The sequence below is a fragment of the Flavivirga aquimarina genome (genome assembly GCF_030540835.1).
Taxonomy (GTDB): Bacteria; Bacteroidota; Bacteroidia; order Flavobacteriales; family Flavobacteriaceae; genus Flavivirga; species Flavivirga aquimarina.
The window spans coordinates 21,427-44,636 of sequence record NZ_JAUOEK010000069.1 but is presented as its reverse complement, the minus strand read 5'-3'; the positions used below and the strand labels follow the sequence as shown (position 1 = coordinate 44,636).

17 protein-coding genes and 2 pseudogenes are annotated in these 23,210 nt (G+C 30.6%); 7 read left to right on the top strand and 12 right to left on the bottom strand.

The window, feature by feature from the left end:
- The first annotated feature begins 31 nt into the window (after positions 1-31).
- The 3 genes from Q4Q35_RS05870 (at position 32) to nadB (ending at position 4,561) form a co-directional block, all read left to right on the top strand.
- Positions 32-1,840, top strand: a complete 1,809-nt coding sequence (locus Q4Q35_RS05870) for a hypothetical protein (RefSeq protein ID WP_303277015.1) — start codon at positions 32-34, stop codon at positions 1,838-1,840.
- Between the two features lie 231 nt (positions 1,841-2,071).
- Positions 2,072-2,998: a quinolinate synthase NadA gene (nadA, locus tag Q4Q35_RS05865; RefSeq protein WP_303277014.1), complete on the top strand. Its 927-nt coding sequence runs from the start codon at positions 2,072-2,074 to the stop codon at positions 2,996-2,998.
- 3 nt (positions 2,999-3,001) lie between these two features.
- On the top strand, positions 3,002-4,561 hold the full coding sequence (gene nadB, locus Q4Q35_RS05860) for an L-aspartate oxidase (RefSeq protein WP_303277013.1): 1,560 nt from the start codon (positions 3,002-3,004) through the stop codon (positions 4,559-4,561).
- A 169-nt stretch (positions 4,562-4,730) separates the two neighbouring features.
- Here nadB and Q4Q35_RS05855 read toward each other — a convergent pair.
- From Q4Q35_RS05855 to Q4Q35_RS05805, 11 genes and pseudogenes are all read right to left on the bottom strand, one after another.
- A pseudogene (locus Q4Q35_RS05855) lies at positions 4,731-4,922 on the bottom strand (single-stranded DNA-binding protein); the annotation flags it as partial.
- A gap of 159 nt (positions 4,923-5,081) precedes the next feature.
- Positions 5,082-7,724, bottom strand: a complete 2,643-nt coding sequence (locus Q4Q35_RS05850) for a DEAD/DEAH box helicase (protein ID WP_303277012.1) — start codon at positions 7,722-7,724, stop codon at positions 5,082-5,084.
- Positions 7,725-8,061: 337 nt separating this feature from the next.
- Positions 8,062-8,238 (bottom strand): annotated as a pseudogene (locus Q4Q35_RS05845) (single-stranded DNA-binding protein); the annotation flags it as partial.
- Positions 8,202-9,713 (bottom strand): recombinase family protein, encoded by a 1,512-nt coding sequence (locus Q4Q35_RS05840; protein WP_303277010.1) that lies wholly within the window; start codon positions 9,711-9,713, stop codon positions 8,202-8,204. The pseudogene Q4Q35_RS05845 and the gene Q4Q35_RS05840, both read right to left, overlap by 37 nt.
- 63 nt (positions 9,714-9,776) lie before the next feature.
- A complete protein-coding gene (locus tag Q4Q35_RS05835; protein WP_303277009.1) occupies positions 9,777-12,779 on the bottom strand; it encodes a type IV secretory system conjugative DNA transfer family protein in 3,003 nt (1,000 codons plus the stop codon).
- Positions 12,780-12,781: 2 nt separating this feature from the next.
- A complete protein-coding gene (locus tag Q4Q35_RS05830) occupies positions 12,782-13,366 on the bottom strand; it encodes a hypothetical protein (protein WP_303277008.1) in 585 nt (194 codons plus the stop codon).
- Between the two features lie 75 nt (positions 13,367-13,441).
- Positions 13,442-14,320 carry an alpha/beta fold hydrolase gene (locus Q4Q35_RS05825; protein ID WP_303277007.1) on the bottom strand — a complete coding sequence of 293 codons (879 nt, stop codon included), beginning with the start codon at positions 14,318-14,320 and terminating at the stop codon, positions 13,442-13,444.
- 20 nt (positions 14,321-14,340) lie between these two features.
- Entirely contained in the window at positions 14,341-15,417 is a 1,077-nt protein-coding gene (locus Q4Q35_RS05820; protein ID WP_303277006.1) for a hypothetical protein, read from the bottom strand.
- The gene (locus tag Q4Q35_RS05815; protein ID WP_303277005.1) at positions 15,407-16,219 is read right to left on the bottom strand and encodes a hypothetical protein; all 813 of its coding nucleotides are present in this window, start codon (positions 16,217-16,219) and stop codon (positions 15,407-15,409) included. The genes Q4Q35_RS05820 and Q4Q35_RS05815 overlap by 11 nt, the downstream gene beginning before the upstream one ends.
- A gap of 154 nt (positions 16,220-16,373) precedes the next feature.
- Positions 16,374-17,987: a tetratricopeptide repeat protein gene (locus Q4Q35_RS05810; protein ID WP_303277004.1), complete on the bottom strand. Its 1,614-nt coding sequence runs from the start codon at positions 17,985-17,987 to the stop codon at positions 16,374-16,376.
- A 126-nt stretch (positions 17,988-18,113) separates the two neighbouring features.
- Positions 18,114-18,257 carry a hypothetical protein gene (locus Q4Q35_RS05805; protein ID WP_303277003.1) on the bottom strand — a complete coding sequence of 48 codons (144 nt, stop codon included), beginning with the start codon at positions 18,255-18,257 and terminating at the stop codon, positions 18,114-18,116.
- A 346-nt stretch (positions 18,258-18,603) separates the two neighbouring features.
- Here Q4Q35_RS05805 and Q4Q35_RS05800 point away from each other — a divergent pair, with 346 nt between their 5' ends.
- Together Q4Q35_RS05800 and Q4Q35_RS05795 are read left to right on the top strand one after the other, a co-directional pair.
- Positions 18,604-18,993: a hypothetical protein gene (locus Q4Q35_RS05800; RefSeq protein ID WP_303277002.1), complete on the top strand. Its 390-nt coding sequence runs from the start codon at positions 18,604-18,606 to the stop codon at positions 18,991-18,993.
- Positions 18,993-20,564 (top strand): hypothetical protein, encoded by a 1,572-nt coding sequence (locus Q4Q35_RS05795; RefSeq protein ID WP_303277001.1) that lies wholly within the window; start codon positions 18,993-18,995, stop codon positions 20,562-20,564. The genes Q4Q35_RS05800 and Q4Q35_RS05795 overlap by 1 nt, the downstream gene beginning before the upstream one ends.
- Before the next feature lie 132 nt (positions 20,565-20,696).
- Here the strand turns inward: Q4Q35_RS05795 and Q4Q35_RS05790 are convergent, their stop codons facing one another.
- On the bottom strand, positions 20,697-20,855 hold the full coding sequence (locus Q4Q35_RS05790; RefSeq protein WP_303277000.1) for a hypothetical protein: 159 nt from the start codon (positions 20,853-20,855) through the stop codon (positions 20,697-20,699).
- A gap of 248 nt (positions 20,856-21,103) precedes the next feature.
- Between Q4Q35_RS05790 and Q4Q35_RS05785 the strand changes: the two genes are divergently transcribed.
- Both Q4Q35_RS05785 and Q4Q35_RS05780 read left to right on the top strand, forming a co-directional pair.
- The gene (locus Q4Q35_RS05785; RefSeq protein ID WP_303276999.1) at positions 21,104-21,637 is read left to right on the top strand and encodes a hypothetical protein; all 534 of its coding nucleotides are present in this window, start codon (positions 21,104-21,106) and stop codon (positions 21,635-21,637) included.
- A gap of 42 nt (positions 21,638-21,679) precedes the next feature.
- On the top strand, positions 21,680-23,179 hold the full coding sequence (locus Q4Q35_RS05780; protein WP_303276998.1) for a hypothetical protein: 1,500 nt from the start codon (positions 21,680-21,682) through the stop codon (positions 23,177-23,179).
- Positions 23,180-23,210 lie beyond the last annotated feature (31 nt).

The following is a 23,210-nucleotide window of genomic DNA, read 5'->3' as shown; positions in this document are numbered from 1 at the left end:
CGTTTAAAGAAACAGTAATAAATATAGTTAGATGAAAAAAATGCATTCATTTCATATTCCCGTTATGGGTATTGGCTTTACGGTTGATACACCTCTAAAAGTTGCCCAGTATGGTATGGATTCTGTTATTTCTTTAGTAGATGATATTTTACTTGAGAAGTTAAGAAAGATGTATAGCGAAAAATTTGAAATTCCTTATAACGAAATTACAGATAAAGTACAAGATTTTAGAGCAAAACGAATTACATCATATTTGGATTTAATTCATGACTTAGCTGATAAAAAATTTGAAGATCTAAAAAGTATAGGAGTAAAAAAAAGTGACGATTTAAAAGCTTATATAAACATGCTTCCCAATGGAGCTTCATTAAAAACAGAATTTAAAAAACTTACAGAAAAAGGGTTTAACATACCTGAAATTAAAAAATGGACTCTTAAAAACTTGGTTAAAGGTAGTATTGATGTTAATATTATGACCAAAGTTGACAAAGACAACTATAATAAAGATGAAAAATTATCTGTAGAGTATAACGATGCACATGCCGCTTTAAGAGGTTTTGTAAATAGTAAATTAAACTCTTCTGTGGTGCTTTCTGCCGGAATGAACCCCAGGCTATATGGCTATATGAGCCAGTTTGATGATTTTTATCCTGCAGAAAATGGCGCCTTTAAAAAGAGAATTATTTTAAAGGTAAGTGATTACAAATCGGCGTTAGTCCAAGGTAAGTTTCTGGCAAAAAAGGGGTTATGGGTTTCAGAATATAGAATTGAATCTGGGCTAAATTGCGGAGGTCATGCTTTTGCTACTAACGGATATCTTTTAGGGCCTGTTTTAGATGAATTTAAAGAGAAACGGGAGGAACTAAGGAGCGCCATTCAAGACCTGTTAAATCAAGAATTAATAAATCAAGGGCGTGTCGTTTCTAAAACACCACTATCTATAAAAATTTCTGCGCAAGGGGGTGTAGGCACTCAAGAAGAACACGAGTTTTTAATAAATCAATACCAATTAGATTCTGTTGGTTGGGGAACGCCTTTTTTATTAGTACCAGAAGCAACAACTGTAGATGAAAAAACATTAAACAAGTTAGCTAAAGCTAAAGAGGACGATTTATATTTAAGCGATATTTCGCCATTAGGCATTCCATTTAATAATCTTAGAGATAATACTAAAGATCTCGAAAAGGAGATGTTTATTAATAAAGGAAGACCAGGGAGTGCTTGTCCAAAGAAGTTTGTAGCTTTAAATAAAGAGTTTAAAGAAAAAGGAATTTGTACTGCTTCTAGAGAATACCAACATTTAAAAATAAAGGAGTTAGATAAACAAGGCTTGCCTTTAAAAGAATATCAAGCTAAGTTTAACAAAATCATTGAAAAATCCTGTACCTGTGTAGGCTTAGGTACTTCTGCGTTATTGGCATATAATTTAGACACAAAAGTAGAAGGAGAAGGCGTGTCTGTTTGTCCCGGCCCTAATATGGCGTATTATTCTAATATTATGAGTTTAAAGAATATTACAGACCATATATATGGGAGAGATAATATGATTACCAGACATGACAGGCCAAATTTCTTTATTAAAGAATTACATATTTATATAGATTTTTTAAAGAAGAAATTAGAAGATGTAAAAGAGTCAATAACAAAAAAAGAAGAAAAATACTTGCTAACTTTTACTAACAATATGAAAGAAGGTATTTCGTATTATAAAACAATGTTTCATGATTTAAAAAGCACCTTTGAAGACATTAAAGAAACCGTTCTTAATGAATTAGATAAAAGTGAAATGACCTTAAGTCTTATTAAGGTCGAAATTGAAAATTTACCAATAAAAAGTTAACATATTGCTACAGAATACCATTTATAAATATAGCCCCATTCTGTTTTTACTAAATATTAAATCGTTTATTTGAGTTAGACTCTTCTATCCAATGATTTTTTTGAAGATGTTTAATTTCTTCCCAATTTTTGATGCCATGTGATTTTCAATACGATTTTAATTAAGATATTTGCAAAAACAAAGATATTACAGACAGATTAGTTTGTTTGTAATCTGGTGAAGATTAGCAACATGGATTTAGTAAAAGAAATAAAACGTCTTAAAAAAGAAAAGAATGCTGTAATTCTGGCACACTATTATCAAGTAGCAGAAATACAAGACATAGCCGATTATGTAGGAGACAGTTTAGGTTTATCGCAAAAAGCAGCCGAAACAGATGCCGATGTTATTGTATTTGCAGGCGTACATTTTATGGCCGAAACTGCTAAAATATTAAACCCTTCAAAAACGGTTGTATTACCCGATTTAAATGCTGGATGCTCGCTGGCAGATTCTTGTCCACCAGATAGTTTCGAAGCCTTTACAAAACAACATCCAGATCATATTGTAATTACTTATGTAAACTGTTCGGCAGAAATTAAAGCGTTAAGCGATATTGTATGCACGTCTTCAAATGCCTTAAAGATTGTAGAATCGGTACCAAAAGACACCCCTATTATATTTGCGCCAGATAAGAATCTTGGGAAGTATGTTATTAAAGAAACAGGAAGAGATATGTTACTTTGGGACGGTAGCTGTATTGTACATGAAGCCTTTTCGATGGATAAATTAATTGAATTACATAAGAAATATCCAGAATATAAAATTATAGCACATCCGGAGTCTGAGGAGCATATTTTAGATACTGCAACCTATGTTGGATCCACCTCTGGTATGATAAATTATGTAAAAGAGCATCAGGATCAAAAATTTATAGTGGCTACAGAAGCAGGTATTTTACATAAAATGCAACAAGAAATGCCAAATACAGAACTTGTTCCTGCTCCTGCTGTAGAAGATAATACCTGTGCTTGTAGTGAGTGTCATTTTATGAAAATGAATACCATGCAAAAATTGTATGATTGTTTATTAAACGAATCGCCACAAATTGAAGTGCCGGAACCTATTAGAAAAAAAGCGTTACTACCTATTGAGCGTATGTTAGAACTATCTAAATAAAAAATGGTTACTACAGATTATTTAGTTATTGGCTCTGGAATAGCAGGTTTAACCTTTTCGGTTAAAATTGCAGAAAAATTCCCAGAGAGAAAAGTTATCATAGTTACAAAAGCTAATGAGGACGAATCTAATACTAAATATGCCCAAGGCGGTGTTGCTGTCGTTTTAGATAAAGAAAAAGATTCCTTTAAAAAACATATTAAAGATACTTTAATTGCCGGCGATGGTTTGTGTAAAGAAGATGTCGTTAAACTGGTTATAAAAGAAGGCCCTAAACGACTGAAAGAATTACTGCTTTGGGGAGCAAATTTTGACACCAATGCCAGCGGAAATCTTGACCTAGGGAAAGAAGGCGGACATTCGGAATACCGTGTGGTTCATCATAAAGATATTACTGGGTACGAGATAGAACGCGCACTGTTAAAGCGTGTACATCAATTACCAAATATCACCATTTTACCACATCATTTTGCTATCGATTTGGTTACCAACCATCATATTGATAACTATAAATCTGAAACTTTATCGTGTTTTGGTGCTTATATATTTAATCAAAATACTGGTGATATTTTTACCATAAAAGCAAATAGTACGATGCTTGCTTCTGGGGGTATTGGTTGTGTTTATGGGCATACAACAAATCCTGTTATTGCAACAGGTGATGGCATTGCCATGGCTTATAGAGCCAAAGCACGTATTAAAGATATGGAGTTTGTCCAGTTTCATCCAACAGCTTTATATGAAGAAAAAGGCGAATCGTCTTTTTTAATTTCAGAAGCTGTTAGAGGTTTTGGAGCCTATCTTCGTAATAAAAAAGGGCATCGTTTTATGCCTGATTATGACAAACGTGCCGAATTAGCTTCCAGAGATATTGTATCTCAAAGTATCGATAGTGAATTAAAAAAGTCTGGAGATCCTCATGTGTATTTAGACTGTACACATTTAGACATAGAAGCATTTAAAAATCATTTCCCTAATATTTATAAAAAATGCTTAGAGCATCATATAAATATCGAAAAAGATTGGATTCCTGTAATCCCTGCATCTCATTATTTATGCGGAGGGATTAAAGTAAATAAAAAAGGGAAAACAACTATTGATAATCTGTTTGCCTGTGGTGAATGCTCAAGAACGGGTTTGCATGGTGCTAACAGGTTAGCGTCAAATTCGTTATTAGAAGCTTTGGTATACGCTCACAATATTTTTAAATACCATAGTAAACATGATTGTAAATCGCCAGATGTTGCAATCCCAGACTGGAACGATGAAGGCACAACCATTCCAGAAGAGCATATTTTAATACAACATAACCTAAAACAATTGCAAGCCCTCATGAGAAACTATGTTGGAATTGTAAGAAGTAATAAACGGCTAAAAAGAGCCATTAAGCATTTGGATTTAATTTATAATGAAGTTGAAGATCTTTATAAGGAATCTAAAATAACCTCATCGCTTTGCGAATTAAGAAATATGATTAATGTCTCTCACTTAATTATCAGACAATCTTTAGATAGAAAAGGAAATAAAGGTGGTTATTATAATATTGATAATGCGAAAAAATAATTAAAGTTATCTTAAAAAGTGTTATTGAGAAGGAGTCTCGATAACTATCGGGACGACTGTGGCAATCTGTTTAATCTAGATTCAATTTGAAAGATTACCACGTCGATTCTCTCCTCGTAATGACAGTCTCTTTTTACTTTTTAGACCTCATTAAAATATTTTAAAGCTGTTATTTACCTCCTAACATTAATAGTTCGTTGCAAACAACTTCGGTGATATATCTTTTATTTCCTTCTTTATCATCATAACTGCGAGAGGTTAATTTACCTTCAATGGCAATCTCCTTACCTTTTGTGACATATTTCTCAATTATTTGGGCTGTTTTACCCCAAGTGATAATATTGTGCGTTGCACCTTGGGAAGATGGTTTGCCGTTTTAAAATAACCGCTCTTTTAAAGCATTCTTCCATTTGTAGAATCCTTTTTTATCGTCACTGCAATCATAGCTAATTGATTTTAAATTCAGGATTTTTGAAAAATAAAACTTTAATATGAGTTCATGTTTTGTTTTAATCGAAAATCATTTTTTCGGAGTGAGTTCCATTTTGAACGAAATAGAAACTTCTCCGGTTTCTTTATTAACTTTAACCTTGGGTGTACTGACATCACTTAGGTTTTTACCGGTACTCATTTGATATAAACCTGTTAAAAATTCCATGCCCTTAGTCATTACCTCTTCCATCTGATTGAATTCTGTCACAGATTCAGTAACATATTCTTCATTTTTCGATACCTTTTTGTTAATAGGCGTATTATCTGTTTCGGGTTTATCTTCAGAAATCAGAATAGTTTCTTCCTCTAACAAAGTTTCGTTTTCATCAATCGTTATTTCTTCTGATGCATAGGAACTACTGTCATTAATTACTTCTTCCAATTGCTTGATGAACTGTGATTTTCCTTTTTCTGAAAAATCTACCTCATCGGTTAAGTTACCTTCATTTAATACACTTTCAAAAAGATTCTGTTTTAAAAGTAATCCTGTAGCAATTTTCATTTCAATAGAATTTTGAGACAGTAAGTTAAATACATGAAGTTTCTGTTTCTGTTGCCCGATCCTGTCTATTCGTCCTATGCGCTGATTCTTCTTAGCGGGATTCCATGGTATTTCAAAATTAATAACCGTATCGGCTACTTGCAGGTTAAGTCCGGCGCCTCCCGACTCACTGGATAGGAATATCTTACAATTGTCATTTTCTTCAAACTCTTTGATTAAAGTTTGTCTTTTTTTAACAGGTACTTTGCCGGTAAGCATGGTAAACGTTAAGTCTTCTTTTTTGAGCATGTCTCCTATTAGATTTAGCATCGTAATCCATTCTGAAAAAATAATAACTTTTCTGTTTTTGGTATGCTTAATTCCTAGTCGTTCTATAAGTATATCTCTAAGCTCTACCAACTTTGGTGAATGATGTGTATGTTTGTCAATTAAATAACTGGAATCACATACCATGCGCATATTGGTAAGTAGGAGCATTAGCTTTTGCCAATCGTAAGTGGTTTTGAATTTTTTACTAAGAATTTTAGCAATTCCAGCTGAAAAACTTGCATGCATTGAGGCTTGTTCTTCCGAAAGTTCTACGTAGACATTTTTTTGAATAACGTTAGGTAATTGGTCAAATACCTCTCTTTTTTCCCTTCGTATCAATATTGAACTTAAGCGTTTTTTAAGGCTTCTAAGGTTGTAATAGCCATGGATTTTATTTTTATGCTGATTGTCAAAAATGCAATGTTGGTAAGAGAACTCCCATTGTGGGGCAAGTATTTTTGGGTCTAAAAACTGTACAATGGAATATATGTCCAGCAATTTGTTTTCTAAAGGAGTTCCTGTTATGACCAACGCATGTTTTTTCTGGATACTTTTAATAGCTATAGCTATTTTTGTTTCATAGTTTTTTATTTTTTGAGCCTCGTCCAGTATTACAAAATCGTACGCCGATTTATTGATTTCCGATAAATCGCGTAGCACGGTTTCATGATTAATAATGTGAAAAAAATCGGTATTTGTTGCATATTCACCGGTTCTAATATCCGGAGCTCCTTCAATGACTGTTGCTCTTTCATTACTGAATTTTAAGATTTCATTTTTCCATTGGTGTTTTACTGAAGCGGGACAAATGACAAGTGTTTTTTTGAAGTTGAATAACTTTTTCTTAAGAATTGCTGTTGTAATAGATTGCAGAGTTTTTCCTAAACCCATTTCGTCGGCAATAATCACCCCTTTTTTAAATACCGAAAATTCTACCCCTTCTTTCTGGTAAGGATAAAGAGTTGCATTAATTGAGGAAAAGTCTAATGTAGTTTGTTGTTGGAGTTGATTTAATTCTGATTTTTCATAATAAGATTCTATTTTTTCAAGCACTTCTTCCCGTATTTTAACGCGGTCGAAGTCTTTAGACTTTTGAAGAAAGGAAAAGAACGTTCCTGTTTTAGAATGATCGATATATGCTTTTGTTCCAAAATAAGAATTCAAGAACTCTTGCTCATCGTCATTTAGTTTTTCAGGAAAAAACCAAGATATCTTGTAATCATTTAACGGATCTGTATACACTTCTATAAAAGGAAATGTTTTGCTTAGTCTTTTAGTTTTTGTTGGGTTTTCTTTTAAATAATTGAAAAGGTATAGGATATGCTTGGTTGTGCCTAACTTGTTAGTTTTCCAATCTATATTGTTGATATATCCTGTTTTTGCTTCAAAATCCCAAAGCGTTACTTGATATGATTTCCCTTTTTCATTAATTAAAGTATGTTCTCCAAACAGATTATTAGATAAAAGAACTTTATAGTTTGCTTTGTTTGCCTTATCCAGACGTTCTGCCAATACGCGTTTTATCATGCCCTCTCTGGTGTATTTTTTTCCGTCAGAAAGAGATTTGTCTCCATCATACTCTTCTATTATGACATAAAGAGCTGCAAGGCCAATAATATTCCATTCTGAATAAGACCCATCTATTTTTAACAATAAGCTATCTTCACTATCACCGGTCAAAATAATTACAGTAAACACATTACTACCATTATCTATTTTAACGGATATTTCCTGTTTTCCTTGAGAAAGAATAACATGATCATGGTTTTCAAATATGTATTTAGTTTTTTGTATTTCAGATTGCGAAAGAACGTCGTTTTTTTCGATTCGTTTAATGGTGTCGTTTACTAGATCTAACATTACGTGTTTTTAGGTTGTGTTTATTCTGAAAAATTATAGTAAAATCCAGTGAGCTCATTTTAACTATTGTAAAAGAGTTTAAATTTAACTATATAAGGCTTTTTATAGCAGCGTTAAAGGTAAGAAAAGTAGTGAAATTTAGTTGGAAGGCTAACCATTTTTTATGGTAATGGTAAAAACAATATCTTAAGTATTTCCGGCTTAGTTTTATTAATGTTTAAAATGATTATCTGAAGTAAAAGACACAAAACTATAATTCGGCAGTAAATTAGATTTAGTGCCGAATTATAGTTTTAAAAATACTTGGTAAAGTATAGGGTTTCTTGAAAGTGTTACTTTATTGTTTGCCTAACATCAAAATTTCATTGGCAACAACTTCCGTGATATATCGTTTATTTCCATTCTTATCATCATAGCTACGAGAAGTTAGTTTTCCTTCAATGGCAATCTCTTTTCCTTTAGTAACGTATTTCTCGATTATTTGGGCCGTTTTACCCCAGGCGACAATATTATGCTACGTTGTTGACCATTTGGGTTTAATTCTAAAGAAGAGAGCGGAGCGATTTGTTTGAGCTTGAATTTGATGGTTTTGTTGTCAAATATGATTTCATTAGTTATAGACTCTACGATATAACGTTTTTCGCCTCTATCTAAATGTTCCCAATTATTATAAAAATCAATAGATTTGTTAGCGATTATATCAAAGGATATTTTAGCTTCTTCTAAGAGTTCTAATTCTTTTTTTAAGTCTTTAATAGTGACTTCAAGGCTTTCTTTTCTAACATAAATTGGTTCATAATGTTTTTTGAAACCTTTAGTAGGTATTTGACCTTGAGTATTTAAGTCAATTAAACTTTCTAACTTTTGTTCAAGTTTGGTTAATTCAATTTCAGCAAACTCAATCTCATCACGTTTCATTTGAATCTCATGAGAATTTGAAGTGTTGTATTCTGAAAGTTCTTCATCCGAAATTAAAAACTGTTTTATTCGACTTAAAAAGACATCTTCTAAATCATCTTTGTCGATACCAAATTTGCAATGCTTACACGTGTATCTTTTACTCTTAGATTGAATGACCATTTTATGTCCTTTGTCGCATTTAATGTAACCCGTAAATAGATGTACTCTTTTATTTAAAGGTTGCCTTTGTTTACTTCCTTTTTCTTGATCTCGAATAATGGCATTTACTTCATCCCATTTCTTTTCAGATATTAAGGCTGGGCAGGGAAGATGTTGCCATTCAGTTTGTGCTTTTAATCCAGATGGATTGTCTTTAGACCGTTGTCCTTGATAATTACATTTTCTAACTCCTTTTGCATCTGTATTCTTTAATAATCTCCTAATGGTGGTATCAGACCAAGGCCTGTTTTTTCTAGTAACATAACCTCTCTTATTTAATTCGTTTGCAACGGTAGACATGCGTTGGTGTTCTAAAAACAAATCATATATCAATCGTCTAACAGGGGCTTCTTCTTCATTAATAACAACTTCGGCATCAACAATCTTATACCCATAGCTAACCATACCACCAGTAAATTTGCCTTGCTTTCTTCTGTAATTAAGACTTGCCATTTGTCTTTCATAGGTAATCTCACGCTCGTAAGTTGAAAGAGCACTCAATAGTGTATAAAAGAATTTTCCACCACTTGTTGAGGTATCAAGCGATTCGTTTATAGAGATTAGACTAGCATTATGGTCTTCAAAGAATTTACTATACTCAAGAAGTTCGGAAGTATTTCGAGCTAAACGACTTAAAGAACTTATAATAATACCTTCGACTTTGCCAGATCTAATATCATCGAACATCTGTTTGGTTTGTTGATGATTGATGGTGCTTTTACCAGAGACCCCTGCAAGATTATATATTTTGACAACATTCCATTCTTTGGATTTTGCATATAATTTACCTCTCTCAATATGAGTTTCTACAGAGTCGGTGTTATTTTTTTGGTCTAGAGTGCTTACTCTAACAAATATTGCAACATTCATATATACAGTGTTTTGGGTCTAAAGTAATTCTTTGGTAAAACTGTTGAAACTAAATACTGAGCTTTATTTTTTCCTTTTAAATAGCTTATTAAGACGTGATTTAATATTCTTAATTTGAGAACTTTCTTCATTTTCAAATTCTGTTACTATTCTAAATCCTTTTACCATTTCTTCTTGCTTTTGAGGTTGAAAAGCAAATGAGTCTAAAATCTTTGGAATCTCATCAGGTTGAATAAATTGAACTAATGCTTTGTCTTTGGTTGATAATTCCTGAAAAGTTAATTTTTCGATAGCATCTAGCTGTTTTTTGTTTTTTGAAACCATCACTACAGGAATACATCCAGCCTTTAAACATTTTTTTATATTCTTAACTTCGTATGAAGGTTTATTGGTTTCTGAAATCTCAAAACCAATTTTCAAACCGTCTTTTTCTAATACGATATCTATGCGTCCACCATCTTTAGTTGGGTATTCTGTTGTAGCTATGTAATTTCTATCTTGTCCCAATTTTTTAATCATTGATTGTAGATAGGTATGAGATCGTATTTCTAAGGACTCATTTTCTTCTTTGATGAGTTTGTTTTTAACATCATCGGGAATAGTACTTGGTAAACTTTTGGGTTTTAGTTCGGGAACCTCTTTAACGGTTTCATTTGATATTATTGATTTTTCTTTAATTTGAGTTTTCTTCTTAAAAGAAGGTGTTTTTAAAGAAGGAAGCATTGAAAATAACAGGTCTTTTACTTGTTCTTTTGGTGTTCCATATTGTTTACGGACAGATGCAATAATAGTTTGAGAGTAATCAGTATTTATTTCTCGTAACGGATTAGTTAAAAGGTTAAAATCATTACTACTAGAACCAATACGCATAATCACCTCTCCACGTTCCAAACTTTGTAAATCCGTTTGTTCAAAATATGAGAAACCAGACTCTAGGCGTTTTGCATCACTATCTCCCAACCTAAAACAAATACGTATTTTAGGGTTAGAGATTACCGAGTTCAATAATGACAAATCTTGAATTTGTCCGAGCTCCTGATGAGCGATAGTTAATCCTAAACCATATTTTCTTGTACCACTTAAAATCTTTTCAATACTTGGAGTAATGAAGTTCTGAAACTCATCCAAATACAACATGTAAGGAGTACGTTCATCTTTACTTTGTCCTTGGCGTGATAGTGCCGCTTGATTGAACTTTGCTAAGAATAGGGAACCAAGTAAATAACTATTATGTTCTCCAATAAGTCCTTGCGATAGTTTGAGTAATACAATCTTGTTTTCTGCCAAACACTGTGAAATATCAACCCCTTGCTTTTGAGCTAACATATACCTTACGAGTTTCGGTCGTAAAAAGGTATCTATACGAGTTAAAAGGGGAGCGATACCTTTGCGTACCATTGGGTATTCATTCTGCCAATAATAGTGTAATGATGGGTCATCTACTGATGTGAGATATTCATTTCTAAATGATTCTTCGATTAGGAATCTCTTAAGTTCAATAATAGTTCCTCCTCTAATACTTTCCAATATTGTATTTACAGCATTTTGCAAAACAGCGGTCATATTATCACCCCAAGCAGTCGCATGTCGTTTAAACGCTGAAACTAAATCAGAGCTTAATACAATTTTTTCTGGTTCGGTATGTGCTTCAAGGAGATTAAAACCAATGGGATGTTCACTATCTGATGGATCAATGATAATGACATCATCTTTTCGATGTTCTGGAATACGTTTTAATATATCATCACAAATATCACCATGAGGGTCAAAAATAGCACAGCCACGGTTTTGTTCAATGTCAGCTAACATCATATTTGCTATTAGAGTCGATTTACCAACTCCTGTTGCTCCAATAATATGAGTATGTGATAATCTTGATTCGGTGTCTAAATATACAGGAAATTCTTGCTCTAAATGAATGTTTGTTCCTATATAGATTCCACTAAGCGATGCATTGGATTGTCGTTTGGTCTTTTCGTTACCTAATCCAAGCTTATTACTCACTACAGTTTTATTCGGATAATGAACAAAGGTATTTAACTCTTTACTGTTCAGAATAAACCCTAAACGGTTACTTAACCTATTACGCAGATTATACTCATGAAAATCATAGGCATACCCCTCATTCGATAAAGGAATTAGTTTATTGTACCCAGAATGTGAAATACTGGTGATACTACGCGCTAGTTCCGTTGCTAAATAGTGACTTCGATTATCATTAACTCCTTGCGTACCAATTCGCATAACTACCGAGAACAACGGAGCTGATATCTTATCATCTGCACATTTTGGCATTTCTGGAGCGTCAGAAAAAAAAGAGCCACCATCACCATCGCTAACCGCATTGGTAATGTCTTTGGCTAATGGGGAAGTAATACCTTTGAAAAGGATTTGAAATACTGCAATGTCTCCTTGTTCCAGAGAATCTAATGTTGCAATAATTGAAGTAAGTGGGTCAATTGAAAACGATTCGCTTGTATGAATGGAACGCATGAATTCATCATGTACACCAAAATCTGCTATGGCTATATCTTGATTGAGGTTAAAACCGAAATCTTTAATATCGCAGTTTCGTATTATTATAGCAGGGAAGTATGCCTTCAGGTGAGACCGTACACGATTACTATCTAAGTTACTACATACTATTTGCAAGGTAATCGTATCCTCTATTCCAACTAATTCAAACGAAACCAAGTGTGTCGTAAACGACAACATATTGAGAAGCTCAATATTTCGCAAAGGGAGAATTTCTTGTCCTTGTGGAAATGAAATTGAAAAACCTACCAATGTAGGTTGCTCATCAAACTTTAAAAAGCTTGGATCAATGCTAAGGTTTTCGTTTTCTTGTTTTTCTTCCTTTTGTTGAGGAATAATTAATTTTCTAATACTCGTAAAAAGACCAGGTATACGCCCATCGTCTATAACTGGATTAGTATATGTTCTGTGCTGAAAGGGAAGATATGGAGGCTCTATATCAATGGGAGTATCGAAATGGTAATAACCACGATTCCGATACTCCCATTCATAGAAATAGAGCGTTGCTTGCTCACTAGCTGTAAGGCTCATTATTACCTCTTGAATATATCATTCAATATTGGTTTACGTTCGTTTTCGCTCAAGGCTCGTACTCCTTTGTTCTTTGTAATATCATCTATGACTTTCAGTACTGACGATTGAGCATAGGTCATAAACATAGATGCAGTATCGATACGGTAATATGTTACAGGATAGAGTTTTTGTGCTAACCAACTACCTACAAATGGAATTTTAGAAATAAGTATTTTTACTATCGAGTTTTTATACAATAGCCACCATGAGATAAAGAACCCTCTACCAAAAGGAGCAGCACAAATATCATATTGGTATTCTTTCCACTCTACTCGAATATATCTTCTACGTTGTGAGAATATACTTCCCTCATGCAATGAAACATCAGAAGCTGTGATACCACTAATACCATGACTTAATAAATCTTTTTTGAATTTTAAATAAAATTCTTCTGTTGAATACTCAAAATCATCAACAAGGGTATTCCAATTACTGTGATGATTTTTTAAAGTTTTATCGAAAAAAAGTTTTAAGATTATAAAAACTAAAATTCCGTATAAGATATACATTGCGTAATGTGTGATATAAAATAGGATTTCGTTCATGATTGATTTTTAACTAAAAAAATGTATCCAAACTCAAATCAGTGAGTTTTTTTCTTTAAATTAAATGTTGCTTTTTTACGAATTATATTTTTCAATTAACCAATTTGATATTTCTTCTGCTAAGATGTCTTCCTTAAAATGGTAATTATGATTAGCATTTTCGATAATCTCGAAATGTAGCAAGGAACTATCATGAGATGATTTTTTGAAAGAGCTTATACAATATTCTATAGGGTTTATTATAGCTTCGTTGATTGTAGCAAATGATATGAATGTTGGTATATTGATAGAGTTAATTCCAGCTTTTTTCATAAGTTCGACATCTTGATATGTAAACATTCCTGTATCATTTTCTTTAAGCATATTATAAAAACTTTCACAAGTTATTGATTCAAAATAGGCTTCCTTTGGCATTAACTGCAAATTATCTTTTTGTAATAACTCCAATGCTTTTTCTTTGTATTCTTCATATCTACCGGCATTATCTTTTTTTTGTAATCCAATGCTGTCTGGTGGGGACAATAAAATTAACCCATCTACATTCCCCTCAATATTTTTGTTAAAATATACTATCTTCATTGCTCCCAAACTATGACCTTGCAATAAAACTTTATGATATCCTTTTTTCTTAGCAAGTAATATCCATGGTTCAATGTCTAGAGTACATTCCTGAAAAATTTCTCTAATGCCTCCTATTCTTTTTGATTTATATTCCTTGTTATTTAAAATTTTAAAATCTGAGTAATAATCACTTCCTCTGGTTCTAATAGAAAGAAACGAAACACCTGTTTCATTAAACTTATTACTCATTTCTTCTAAAAAGAAATTTTCATAGAAATTTCCATACGATCCATGAACATGAATAATAATTGTTTTTTTGCAATTCGACTTACAATATATCCCTTGCATAATTAAGCCATCTTTAGTTGTAATTGAAATTAATTCTCCTTTCATAATATTATTATATTTCATTATTAGTCTTCAGTAAATACTTTGAAAAAATTCCTTGATGTTTTTGAATATCGTTTTATTTGATTGTACTTTTTTTCTAATAAAAGAACTTCTTCTTCATTAACCCCTTCAAATGTTTTCACGAAAACCGCATTAGACATCAAAATTTCATTAAACATGTTTTTAAATTTCGATACGCCATTGCCCTTATGTATTAATAGCCCAAAAGTATTCATGTTTGGCATAGTTTTACTATCTGAAAACCCTATCAATACATCATCTGGAAAAACAATAAAGTCAATAAAAACGGTAAAAGGAGGAGCTATTATATAGCCTAAAGAGAAATTTTTTATATCCTTAATGATTTTTAACCTAATTTTTAAATCTTCTATATCCTTTTTGCTGTTTATTAAAACGATTTGTTTTACTTTTAATTTTTTCTCTTTAACAATAGAATACCATTTATTCATAAACTCTTTTTCATAATAATAACCATCAGTGTTTAATTCGTTTATAGGTTCCTCGAAATGTGTAACAAATACCTCTGATCCATATTCAATTGTATCTAAGATTTTAGCCATTTGATTATGATCACCATCTCTATCAAGAAATGTAATTATACCTTTCTCTTTTCTAATATTAGTTAAAACTCTATTTATTAGTATACCCTTATCATGTAGGCTAAATAAGAAATATGTATTAAGTATTAAAAGTGATATTTTTAAGATTATTTCTAGTCTAGAATTTGAACTTATAAAACCAAATAAGTTTATTATTGGAATAATAATTCCTAAAATTAATTGAAAAACAATAATAATATATTGAAATATTTTTTGAATCCTTAATACTGATGTCTCTATATAATTATGGATTAAAATGATTTTAGCTTGATTTTCAAACGATAGGTTTTCTGTAGAAATATATATTGCATTGAAACAGATAGAAATTAAAATCAAAAGAGCAGCTTGTAGACTATCTATTTTAAAAAACGTATTCTTTAAATCATGAATTGAAATTGTATAAGATAGAGTGATAATTGCATATATCAGTATGCCTATAATAATAATAATAGAAACTATTGAACGTATCTTATGTTTCATTTTTAAAGATTTTAATTTTGGATTTTCCATTAAAAGTATAAAATGGAAAAGGCTCACTAACCACTACATCGGCATAATTGTTCTCAACATAAAATGATCCAAAAGAAGAACCTGTTTCAGCAAAAAGCACAATTTTTGTATTGTGCTTTAAAGCTGTATCACGGATATTCTTCAATGTGTTCGTTGATAAAACCATTCCAGATACAACTGCTATGTCAGATTCTTTAATAAGTCTTAGTGTTTCATCATAACCTTTAATTTGAACTTCATTAAATAGTGTTTTTTCTAAAATTTCTGGATCTTTATCGCTTGCTGAAACTGTATAATTATTTTCGATTAATAATCGAATTAAAGTCATAACAACTCCTATATTACATACTTTAATATTACCTCCTCCCAAGCATTTTGCAATTAAGTCAACTTCTTTTAAGATAATTTTGGCTCTTTCAATAGATTTTTTGTCATTTGTATCTTCCAAAATATATTGATAAACGGGAGAGATACTAAATGAATCTGCAATAGAATCTAGTAGTGCTATTTCAACATTTCTATTTATTGAAGAAGAAAAATCATAATTTTGTCCTATTAAGGTCTCTAGTATTTCTTTTTTTAGTTCATTACCTTCATAATAACAAGCACCTTGTCCATTTGTTTGAATAATAATAATGTTGTAATTAAATTTCCTTTCAGATTCAGAAGGTTGGAATAAGCATTTTATTCCCCAAATTCCTTTTATTCTATGAGATTTTGAATCAGCTTTCTTTTTAATCCAGTTCTTTATTTCTTCAATTGTATTATCCATGTATGAAGATTAAAATATTTGATTTTGAATACGTCAATGCTACAAATGTTTTAATCAATAAAAAAACTTTGAAACCCTTGTTTTTATTGGAAGTTTAAAATCTACCCCTCTATGGGTGGATGGAATAAATAAGGGGATTTTATAATAGAGGTTTTTATTTTGTTTTTATGAAGTCAGCAAGTTCTTCATTATAAATATTAACTAAAAAAGACCGAGTTATTTCAGTTTCGTTTCTAGCTTCTTTTAGTACCTTTATGAGGCGTTTTCTTCTATCGATTACAGAATTTATACTAATATATAATAACTCTGCCATTTCTTCTTTTGTTTTTCGATTTGCTCGCAATATCCAAAACTCCAGAAGCACATCAGTAAGGTTGTATTTTTCTTTGAGTGTATGATGGAATTCATCCAGATGTTCTTTTACCTCTCTGGTAGTATCAAGAACCTTATTCGAAAGAACCTGTTTAGTTTTCTTTAGATCTTCGTATGCTTTATTTAATAACGTTTTTTGTCTTCGTTTTGTAATTCTAAAATATAGAACTATTACAAGCAAAATTCCCGATAAAGAAATGAGAATATTAATTATACGTCTTCGTGTTTTTGCATTTCTATTTTGTTTACTTATTAGTATATTTTTTTCATCAACCATCAATTCTATTGAAGAAAAAGAATCACGACGTTTTTTATCTGCTATTTCAAGACTATCACGAATAGAGGTATATTCATTAAAAATTGTTTTAGATTTTTCATTATCATAAAGGTTTCCTAGGAGTTCAAGGCATTTTAAATAACCTTGATTATGTTGTATTTGTCTCGCAGTTTTCATCCCTTTTAATGCATAAGCAATGGCATTTTGTTTGTTGTTATTCTTTATATAATACTCTGAAATATGGACATAATTATTAACCATTCCATATTTGTCATTGATTTGTTTTCTGATATCAATGGCATCATTAAAGGAGCTCAAAATATTATCATCTTCTCCTTTTTTAAAACGTGCATAGGCATGGTTATCTAATAATGTAGCTTTTACTTTGGGATATTTATTGATAAGACTGTCGAAATATAGTGCTTGGTTAAAATATTGAATTGCCTTTTCATATTTTCCTTCGGTTATATGTATATCTCCAATATTATTTAACGAATGAATTATATAAATAGAATTTTGATTTTTTTGTCTCCTTATTTCAAGAGCTTTAAGATGGTGTTTCAGGGACTTATCAAAATAACCCAAATTGTTGTAAATAACCCCTAAGTTGCTATAGACAGAGGCAATTCTTCGAGGATTTGCCCGATTATTTAAGTATTTGAGAGCTTTTCTACATTTATATTCACTGCCTGAATAATCTCTAGAGTTTTTTTGAATGATTGCTAGGTTTAATAACATCAACCCAGCATTAAGTGAATCTTTTAATTGGTCATACTCTTGAAAACTTTTTGTGTAATAGTAATAGGTGCTGTCTATTATGTGGTTCTTTCTAAAATATGCTGCAACATATTCTAATGTTTTGGCACGTGATAATGTGTCTTTAATTTTGTATGTGAATTTGAGGTGTTCTATTCGAACTTTATTAAATGCTTCCCAATCTCTTTTTTTGTAATAGAGTTTAATGTATTTCTGTAGAGATATGTTCTTTAATGAATCTTTATTACTATTAATATCTATTCTATAGAGAGAGTCGTTTTCTAATAATAAGTCAGTTGTTACTTTTTTAGTTTGCCCAAAACTAATGAGAGTAAATACTAAATGGAAAAACAAAATTAGCAAAAAACAGTTTTTTCTTTCTTTACAAGTAATCATATTCTGTAAATATAATTTTAAATTATTACATTTAAGGCAATTAAAAACCCTTGCATAAATACAAGGGTTCATAACTAACCGTAGAATTTGATATTAATCTCGATCTGGTTCAACTGGGTCGTCAATTTCTCCGCCTGTCGCATAGGTTGGAGTTTCTGTTAAATCATCGTCAGTTGAACAAGACATTATTCCTGCGGTCATAAAAAACATTAATAATATAAAATATAAACTTTTCATTTTTTCAGTATTTAAAAATTAGGCAAACCTTTTCCTGTTCGAGCTGACTCGAATGATTTGCTGAAATCATTTTTTTGAAATACTGGAAGACTATTTCATCTAGAAGAGTTAAAAGAAGTTTGGTAAAGTTTTGTTTCTGCTTCCAGTCAGGCACGCTGCCTTACCATTTTTCTTTTCTAAAGCTTTAAGTTTAATCTCTTATTGCAAGTTGAGATTTGTGAACGTTCGTGAAATATTTCTCTACAAAGAAAGCTTGGTTGTGAACGATTTTTTAGACAGAGGCTTGAAATAAATGGCAAATTTTTGTCAAAAAACATATACCTAAAAAACTTAAAACATTTATACCATGATAGAAGAACTATTTAAGCAGATTTATGACAAAATAAAATTAGAGACAGGTAATGACAGTGTAAATAATGTAGCAAAACATTTAGGAGATTTTTTAATGTCAAAAGAGATATCTGGAGGTAGTGATAGAAATCTTTCTCGTTATTTTGATGAATATATATTTAGCAAATATGTGCCTGATCATCAAAAACCAATCAATCCTAAGATTGAATTATTAGATGGAGCCAGCCAGTATCTAGACTATAATAATTATGAACATTTCGTAAGAGAGAATACTATTGTTACAGAAGACAATAGTAACAAAAATCTTGGTACAAGGGTCATTAATCAAAATGGGGATAAGAGCATCTATTTAGAGAATAATTCTGCCTCAATAAACATTTCGTAATGTGTAATTATTCGTTTCCAATTCAATCGTATTCACTTAACGAAAACATTCAGTTTTGCGATTACTATAAGTTAATCAAAACCCATACCTCAAAAGATTTAACAGTTTTAGACGAAGAAGGGAGATGCTTGTTTCATAGTAATCATATTAAATGGAAAAGAAAACATAATTTTTATGAGAACCTTTTTATTCTTTATGCGACATACGAAGAACTTGGAATAGAAGCCAACTTAAGCGGTGTGCACTTCATTGCAAAGAAAGAAGGAAAACCAATTATTGATTATTTACATAAACTCCTCCCTTGTAATTTACATGGTGCTACTTTTTTAGATCAGGTAAGAATATCTGATAAAAAAATCGATCATAAATTGAATCTTGAATACTGTAATTTTAGATCTGATTTTTTTATAGAAAACTCTTCAGTCAATGCAGATGCAATATTTTCTCATATTGATTTTTACTGCGAAACTCCTGGAACATTTGGGATTAAAAATTGCACATTTAATTCCTCTGTAGATTTTTGTCATACAAAAATACAGGGATCTCTATCAATTCAAGACTGTCACTTTGCTGAATCTTTTCTGTTTCTCGATAGTCAATTTACCAAAGATGGGCTTTTTGAAATTACAGGAACTTTTAATGATTATACAATATTTGGTAATCTTGAAATTTTCTCATCATTAGTTAATTTTTGCGACTCTACTTTTAATGGAGAAACTATATTTAGTAACAACAAAATTCAAGCGGAACAACAAATTCTATTTACTAATATTAGTGTAAAAAAAACATTGCTATTCTCAGGACAAGATGAAAATAGAATTTTCCATAGTTATACGCGATTTCCATTAAACCTTGAGAACATAGAGGGGAAAATAACATTTCAAAATTCAAACTTATCAAATATAGATGAGGAGGACAGGCGGGAAATATTTCGGCTACAATCAACAGGTAAAGTTATTATTGAAAGAGGATGTATTAAATATCGTTTGCAAACAGTACCAAGAAAAATTTTGATTGATACAGGTAACCAATCATTGATAGATGAAATTACTATGGTCTATTCGAATTTTTTCATAAGTAATACGGGATATAATTTAGGAGTTGAAATTGTTGAAAGAGATAAAAAGAGTATTACATTACTTTATTTTTCCGATGAGAATATTTCACAAGAAGAATTCATTGACCTACTTGAAGCAACCAGTAAAAGATTATTAAAGGGTTTTATTGATTTCAAGAAATATCTAACCAACGGTCAAAATCAAAACTATTTTACTACTGCAGTCATGGGCATAATTTCGTGGTTTTCAATATCGCTTAAAGTTTCTTTTTTGATTACCACAGGTCAATGGAATGAAGAAAACACGAACTCTTTAATTAACTCTATTAGTCCTAATAGAAATCTAATCTCCGATGAGTTTCATAGGACTCTTTCTCAATTAGATATAGGGTTTTTACAAAATATAATAGAGGAGAAAAAGCTTAACCTTATTAATATTCACCAAATAAATCAAAATGGAGAAAAAGCTATTTACATAGAGAATAATATAAATAGAAGAAAGGACAAATTTTAAACAAAACACCTGTATTTTCTTTCTTTAAACGTAATCATATTCTTCATTTGTGGTTTTAAATTATTATATTTAAGCCAATTAAAAACCCTTGCTAAATGCAAGGGTTCATAAAATTAACCGTAGATTTTGATATTAATCATCATCTCTGTCTGGTTCAACTGGATCGTCGAGTTCTCCTCCTGTTGTATAGGTAGGAGTCTCGGTTAAATTGTCTTCAGTTGAGCAAGAAGTTGCTACCATCCCTAGTGTTAACAAACATATTAGGGTGAATAAAACCGAACTTTTAATCATAATAAAATAATTAAAATGCCCTAATCTAGATTGTTTGGCTCGTGACCATTTGGACTATTAAATACGAGTCCTTGTACAAGGTATCTCACGATGAAATACAAGTCAAAGATCCTTAAAAAGCTAAGTGAGAAGTTTAAATTTCCATTGTTTATAACAAGGAAATATGAAGGATATATATACAGTTTAAGCTAGCAGAAAAAGGTATTTCCATGGTATTTCTATGGAAACAATAAAATGTATAAAAATCAATGATTAAAGAGGAAGAATTAAGAGAGGTTATAGGCTTGGTTTTTATAGAAGGGGAACGGGAACATGAAAATGTTGCATCTAAAACAGAACTTGCTGAAAAAATAATAAAAAGTAACAGATTTAAAATTACTTTGTCATCAAGAAGCTTGGTAGATTATCATCGTTATTTTTTTGGTAAAGGAAAAAAATATACTAATCCAAATGAAGATACCATTGAAGGGTTATTGGAGTATCTAAACTTTCAATCCTTAAAACAATTCAGAAAGAATAAGCCAACAAATAAAAATTACCTAAATAATGTTCCTTTTGCTGAATATGATGAGATCAATATAAAAGAACCACCGAAGAAAATACCAAAATTTGAAAAGAACGCATTACACATTGATTTGTTTGATATCAAACAAATCAATGTGTTAAGTATATTTAATTCTTCTAAAATCAAAAAACTCAAAGGAAAAATAAGTCAATTAAATTTTTTAGGGTTTGGTAATAGACAAGAAGTGGGCGAAGACAATGACAAAACTAAGAAGTAATATTTTTAATTAGCATTACTCAAAACTAATTATTAAGATAAAATGTGTGTATTTAAAAAAGAGATTGAAGGGAAACAGATAGTTTGCTGTTTTTCAAAAACAGATTATTTAGTTGATAAAATTCTCATTGATAATGAAGGGCTTTGTATTTTTCATAGTAAAAATGAAGCATGGAAAAATGAAAATAATTTCATTTTTCATTTAGAAAAATTAATCTGTTATTTTGAAGAAGACTCTACGCAAAAAAATATTTTCCTTGAAGATATTATTTTCACAACAAGCATTGATAAGATATTTAGTGACAGGGAGTTTAAAAAAGACATAAAATTTAATAATTCGAAATTTAATGTAAACCTAACTTTTAAATCTTCAAGATTTAAAAACCTAGATTTTAATTCAGCTATTTTTGATAAACCTGTTACTTTTTCTGATTTATCAATTAAAGGTATTATGTTTGATAATGCTGCTTTTAAATTAAAATTATTTATAAGTGATTGTGATTTTTTTAATGGTTTCTTTATGTTAAACACTCATTTTGATGGTGGTTTTTCGATATTAAATTCCCTTTTTCATTCAAATTGTTTTTTTCAGAATATCATAACAAATATGGATAAATCTATTCATGATGCAATAATCTTTAAAAATATTGAATTTAAAGATTTTACTACGTTTGAACTATCTGAATTTAATTCTGTAGTGGATTTTAAAAATATAATTATATATAAAGAACTTGTTTTTCATAACACACAATTTAATTATGATGAACCTTTGCCAATTGTATCATCTGTTACTTTTAGCCAAATAAATATTAAAGAAAAAGGAACACTAGAATTTAGAGGAATCTCTGATAATAAAATGTTCAATAAAGTGCAAAATGTTAGTTTTGTAGGAGAAGAAATTGACGGTAAGTTATTTTTTGAAAACACCGATTTTACAAAATTTAATCTGTTAACTAGAAAAAGATTGATTAGTGCGACAAAGAAAAAAAATGCGAAAGTAGTTATTGGTATTGGATGCATTAAGTATTATAATCAAACTCCCTTAAAATCAATTGAGATAAGTGATGATAACCAAAGTTTAGTTATTGAACTATGCAATACATTTGTTGATTATTTTACCAAAAACGCAGGATTCAATTTGGGAGTTGAATTTGTAAGTAAAACCAATCAATATATTAACTTTTTTTATTTTTCAGATGAGGATATTTCGTATGAAAAATTTGAAAATCAGCTTCAAAAAAGCGAACAGGCTATGTGGCGTTTAATTAAAATTGATAACGATAATTTGAGTGCACAACCACCAAAAAACCATCTTCCATCTAAAATAATTAACGCAACAGACACCATTGTAAATTTATTAGGTTTGGTGTTGAAAATTGGCTCACGAATTCCTTTAGGTTTAATCTCAAAAGAAGATATTTTACATTTAGTGAATACAACACTACCATCCAATATAAGACCTAACAATGCTATTATGATCAATCAAATTGTACTTTTTGGTACAAAAAACACCCAAACTATAAAAATAAAAAAGATAGAATAGTTTCTTTGCATAATGGTTCATAAAAAACTAA

Excerpts from the sequence above, each read along its gene's own strand:
- Q4Q35_RS05870 (WP_303277015.1), top strand. The coding sequence starts at position 32 with ATGAAAAAAATGCATTCATTTCATATTCCCGTTATGGGTATTGGCTTT.
- nadA (WP_303277014.1), top strand. The coding sequence starts at position 2,072 with ATGGATTTAGTAAAAGAAATAAAACGTCTTAAAAAAGAAAAGAATGCT.
- nadB (WP_303277013.1), top strand. The coding sequence starts at position 3,002 with ATGGTTACTACAGATTATTTAGTTATTGGCTCTGGAATAGCAGGTTTA.
- Q4Q35_RS05850 (WP_303277012.1), bottom strand. The coding sequence starts at position 7,724 with ATGTTAGATCTAGTAAACGACACCATTAAACGAATCGAAAAAAACGAC.
- Q4Q35_RS05840 (WP_303277010.1), bottom strand. The coding sequence starts at position 9,713 with ATGAATGTTGCAATATTTGTTAGAGTAAGCACTCTAGACCAAAAAAAT.
- Q4Q35_RS05835 (WP_303277009.1), bottom strand. The coding sequence starts at position 12,779 with ATGAGCCTTACAGCTAGTGAGCAAGCAACGCTCTATTTCTATGAATGG.
- Q4Q35_RS05830 (WP_303277008.1), bottom strand. The coding sequence starts at position 13,366 with ATGAACGAAATCCTATTTTATATCACACATTACGCAATGTATATCTTA.
- Q4Q35_RS05825 (WP_303277007.1), bottom strand. The coding sequence starts at position 14,320 with ATGAAAGGAGAATTAATTTCAATTACAACTAAAGATGGCTTAATTATG.
- Q4Q35_RS05820 (WP_303277006.1), bottom strand. The coding sequence starts at position 15,417 with ATGAAACATAAGATACGTTCAATAGTTTCTATTATTATTATTATAGGC.
- Q4Q35_RS05815 (WP_303277005.1), bottom strand. The coding sequence starts at position 16,219 with ATGGATAATACAATTGAAGAAATAAAGAACTGGATTAAAAAGAAAGCT.
- Q4Q35_RS05805 (WP_303277003.1), bottom strand. The coding sequence starts at position 18,257 with ATGAAAAGTTTATATTTTATATTATTAATGTTTTTTATGACCGCAGGA.
- Q4Q35_RS05800 (WP_303277002.1), top strand. The coding sequence starts at position 18,604 with ATGATAGAAGAACTATTTAAGCAGATTTATGACAAAATAAAATTAGAG.
- Q4Q35_RS05795 (WP_303277001.1), top strand. The coding sequence starts at position 18,993 with ATGTGTAATTATTCGTTTCCAATTCAATCGTATTCACTTAACGAAAAC.
- Q4Q35_RS05790 (WP_303277000.1), bottom strand. The coding sequence starts at position 20,855 with ATGATTAAAAGTTCGGTTTTATTCACCCTAATATGTTTGTTAACACTA.
- Q4Q35_RS05785 (WP_303276999.1), top strand. The coding sequence starts at position 21,104 with ATGATTAAAGAGGAAGAATTAAGAGAGGTTATAGGCTTGGTTTTTATA.
- Q4Q35_RS05780 (WP_303276998.1), top strand. The coding sequence starts at position 21,680 with ATGTGTGTATTTAAAAAAGAGATTGAAGGGAAACAGATAGTTTGCTGT.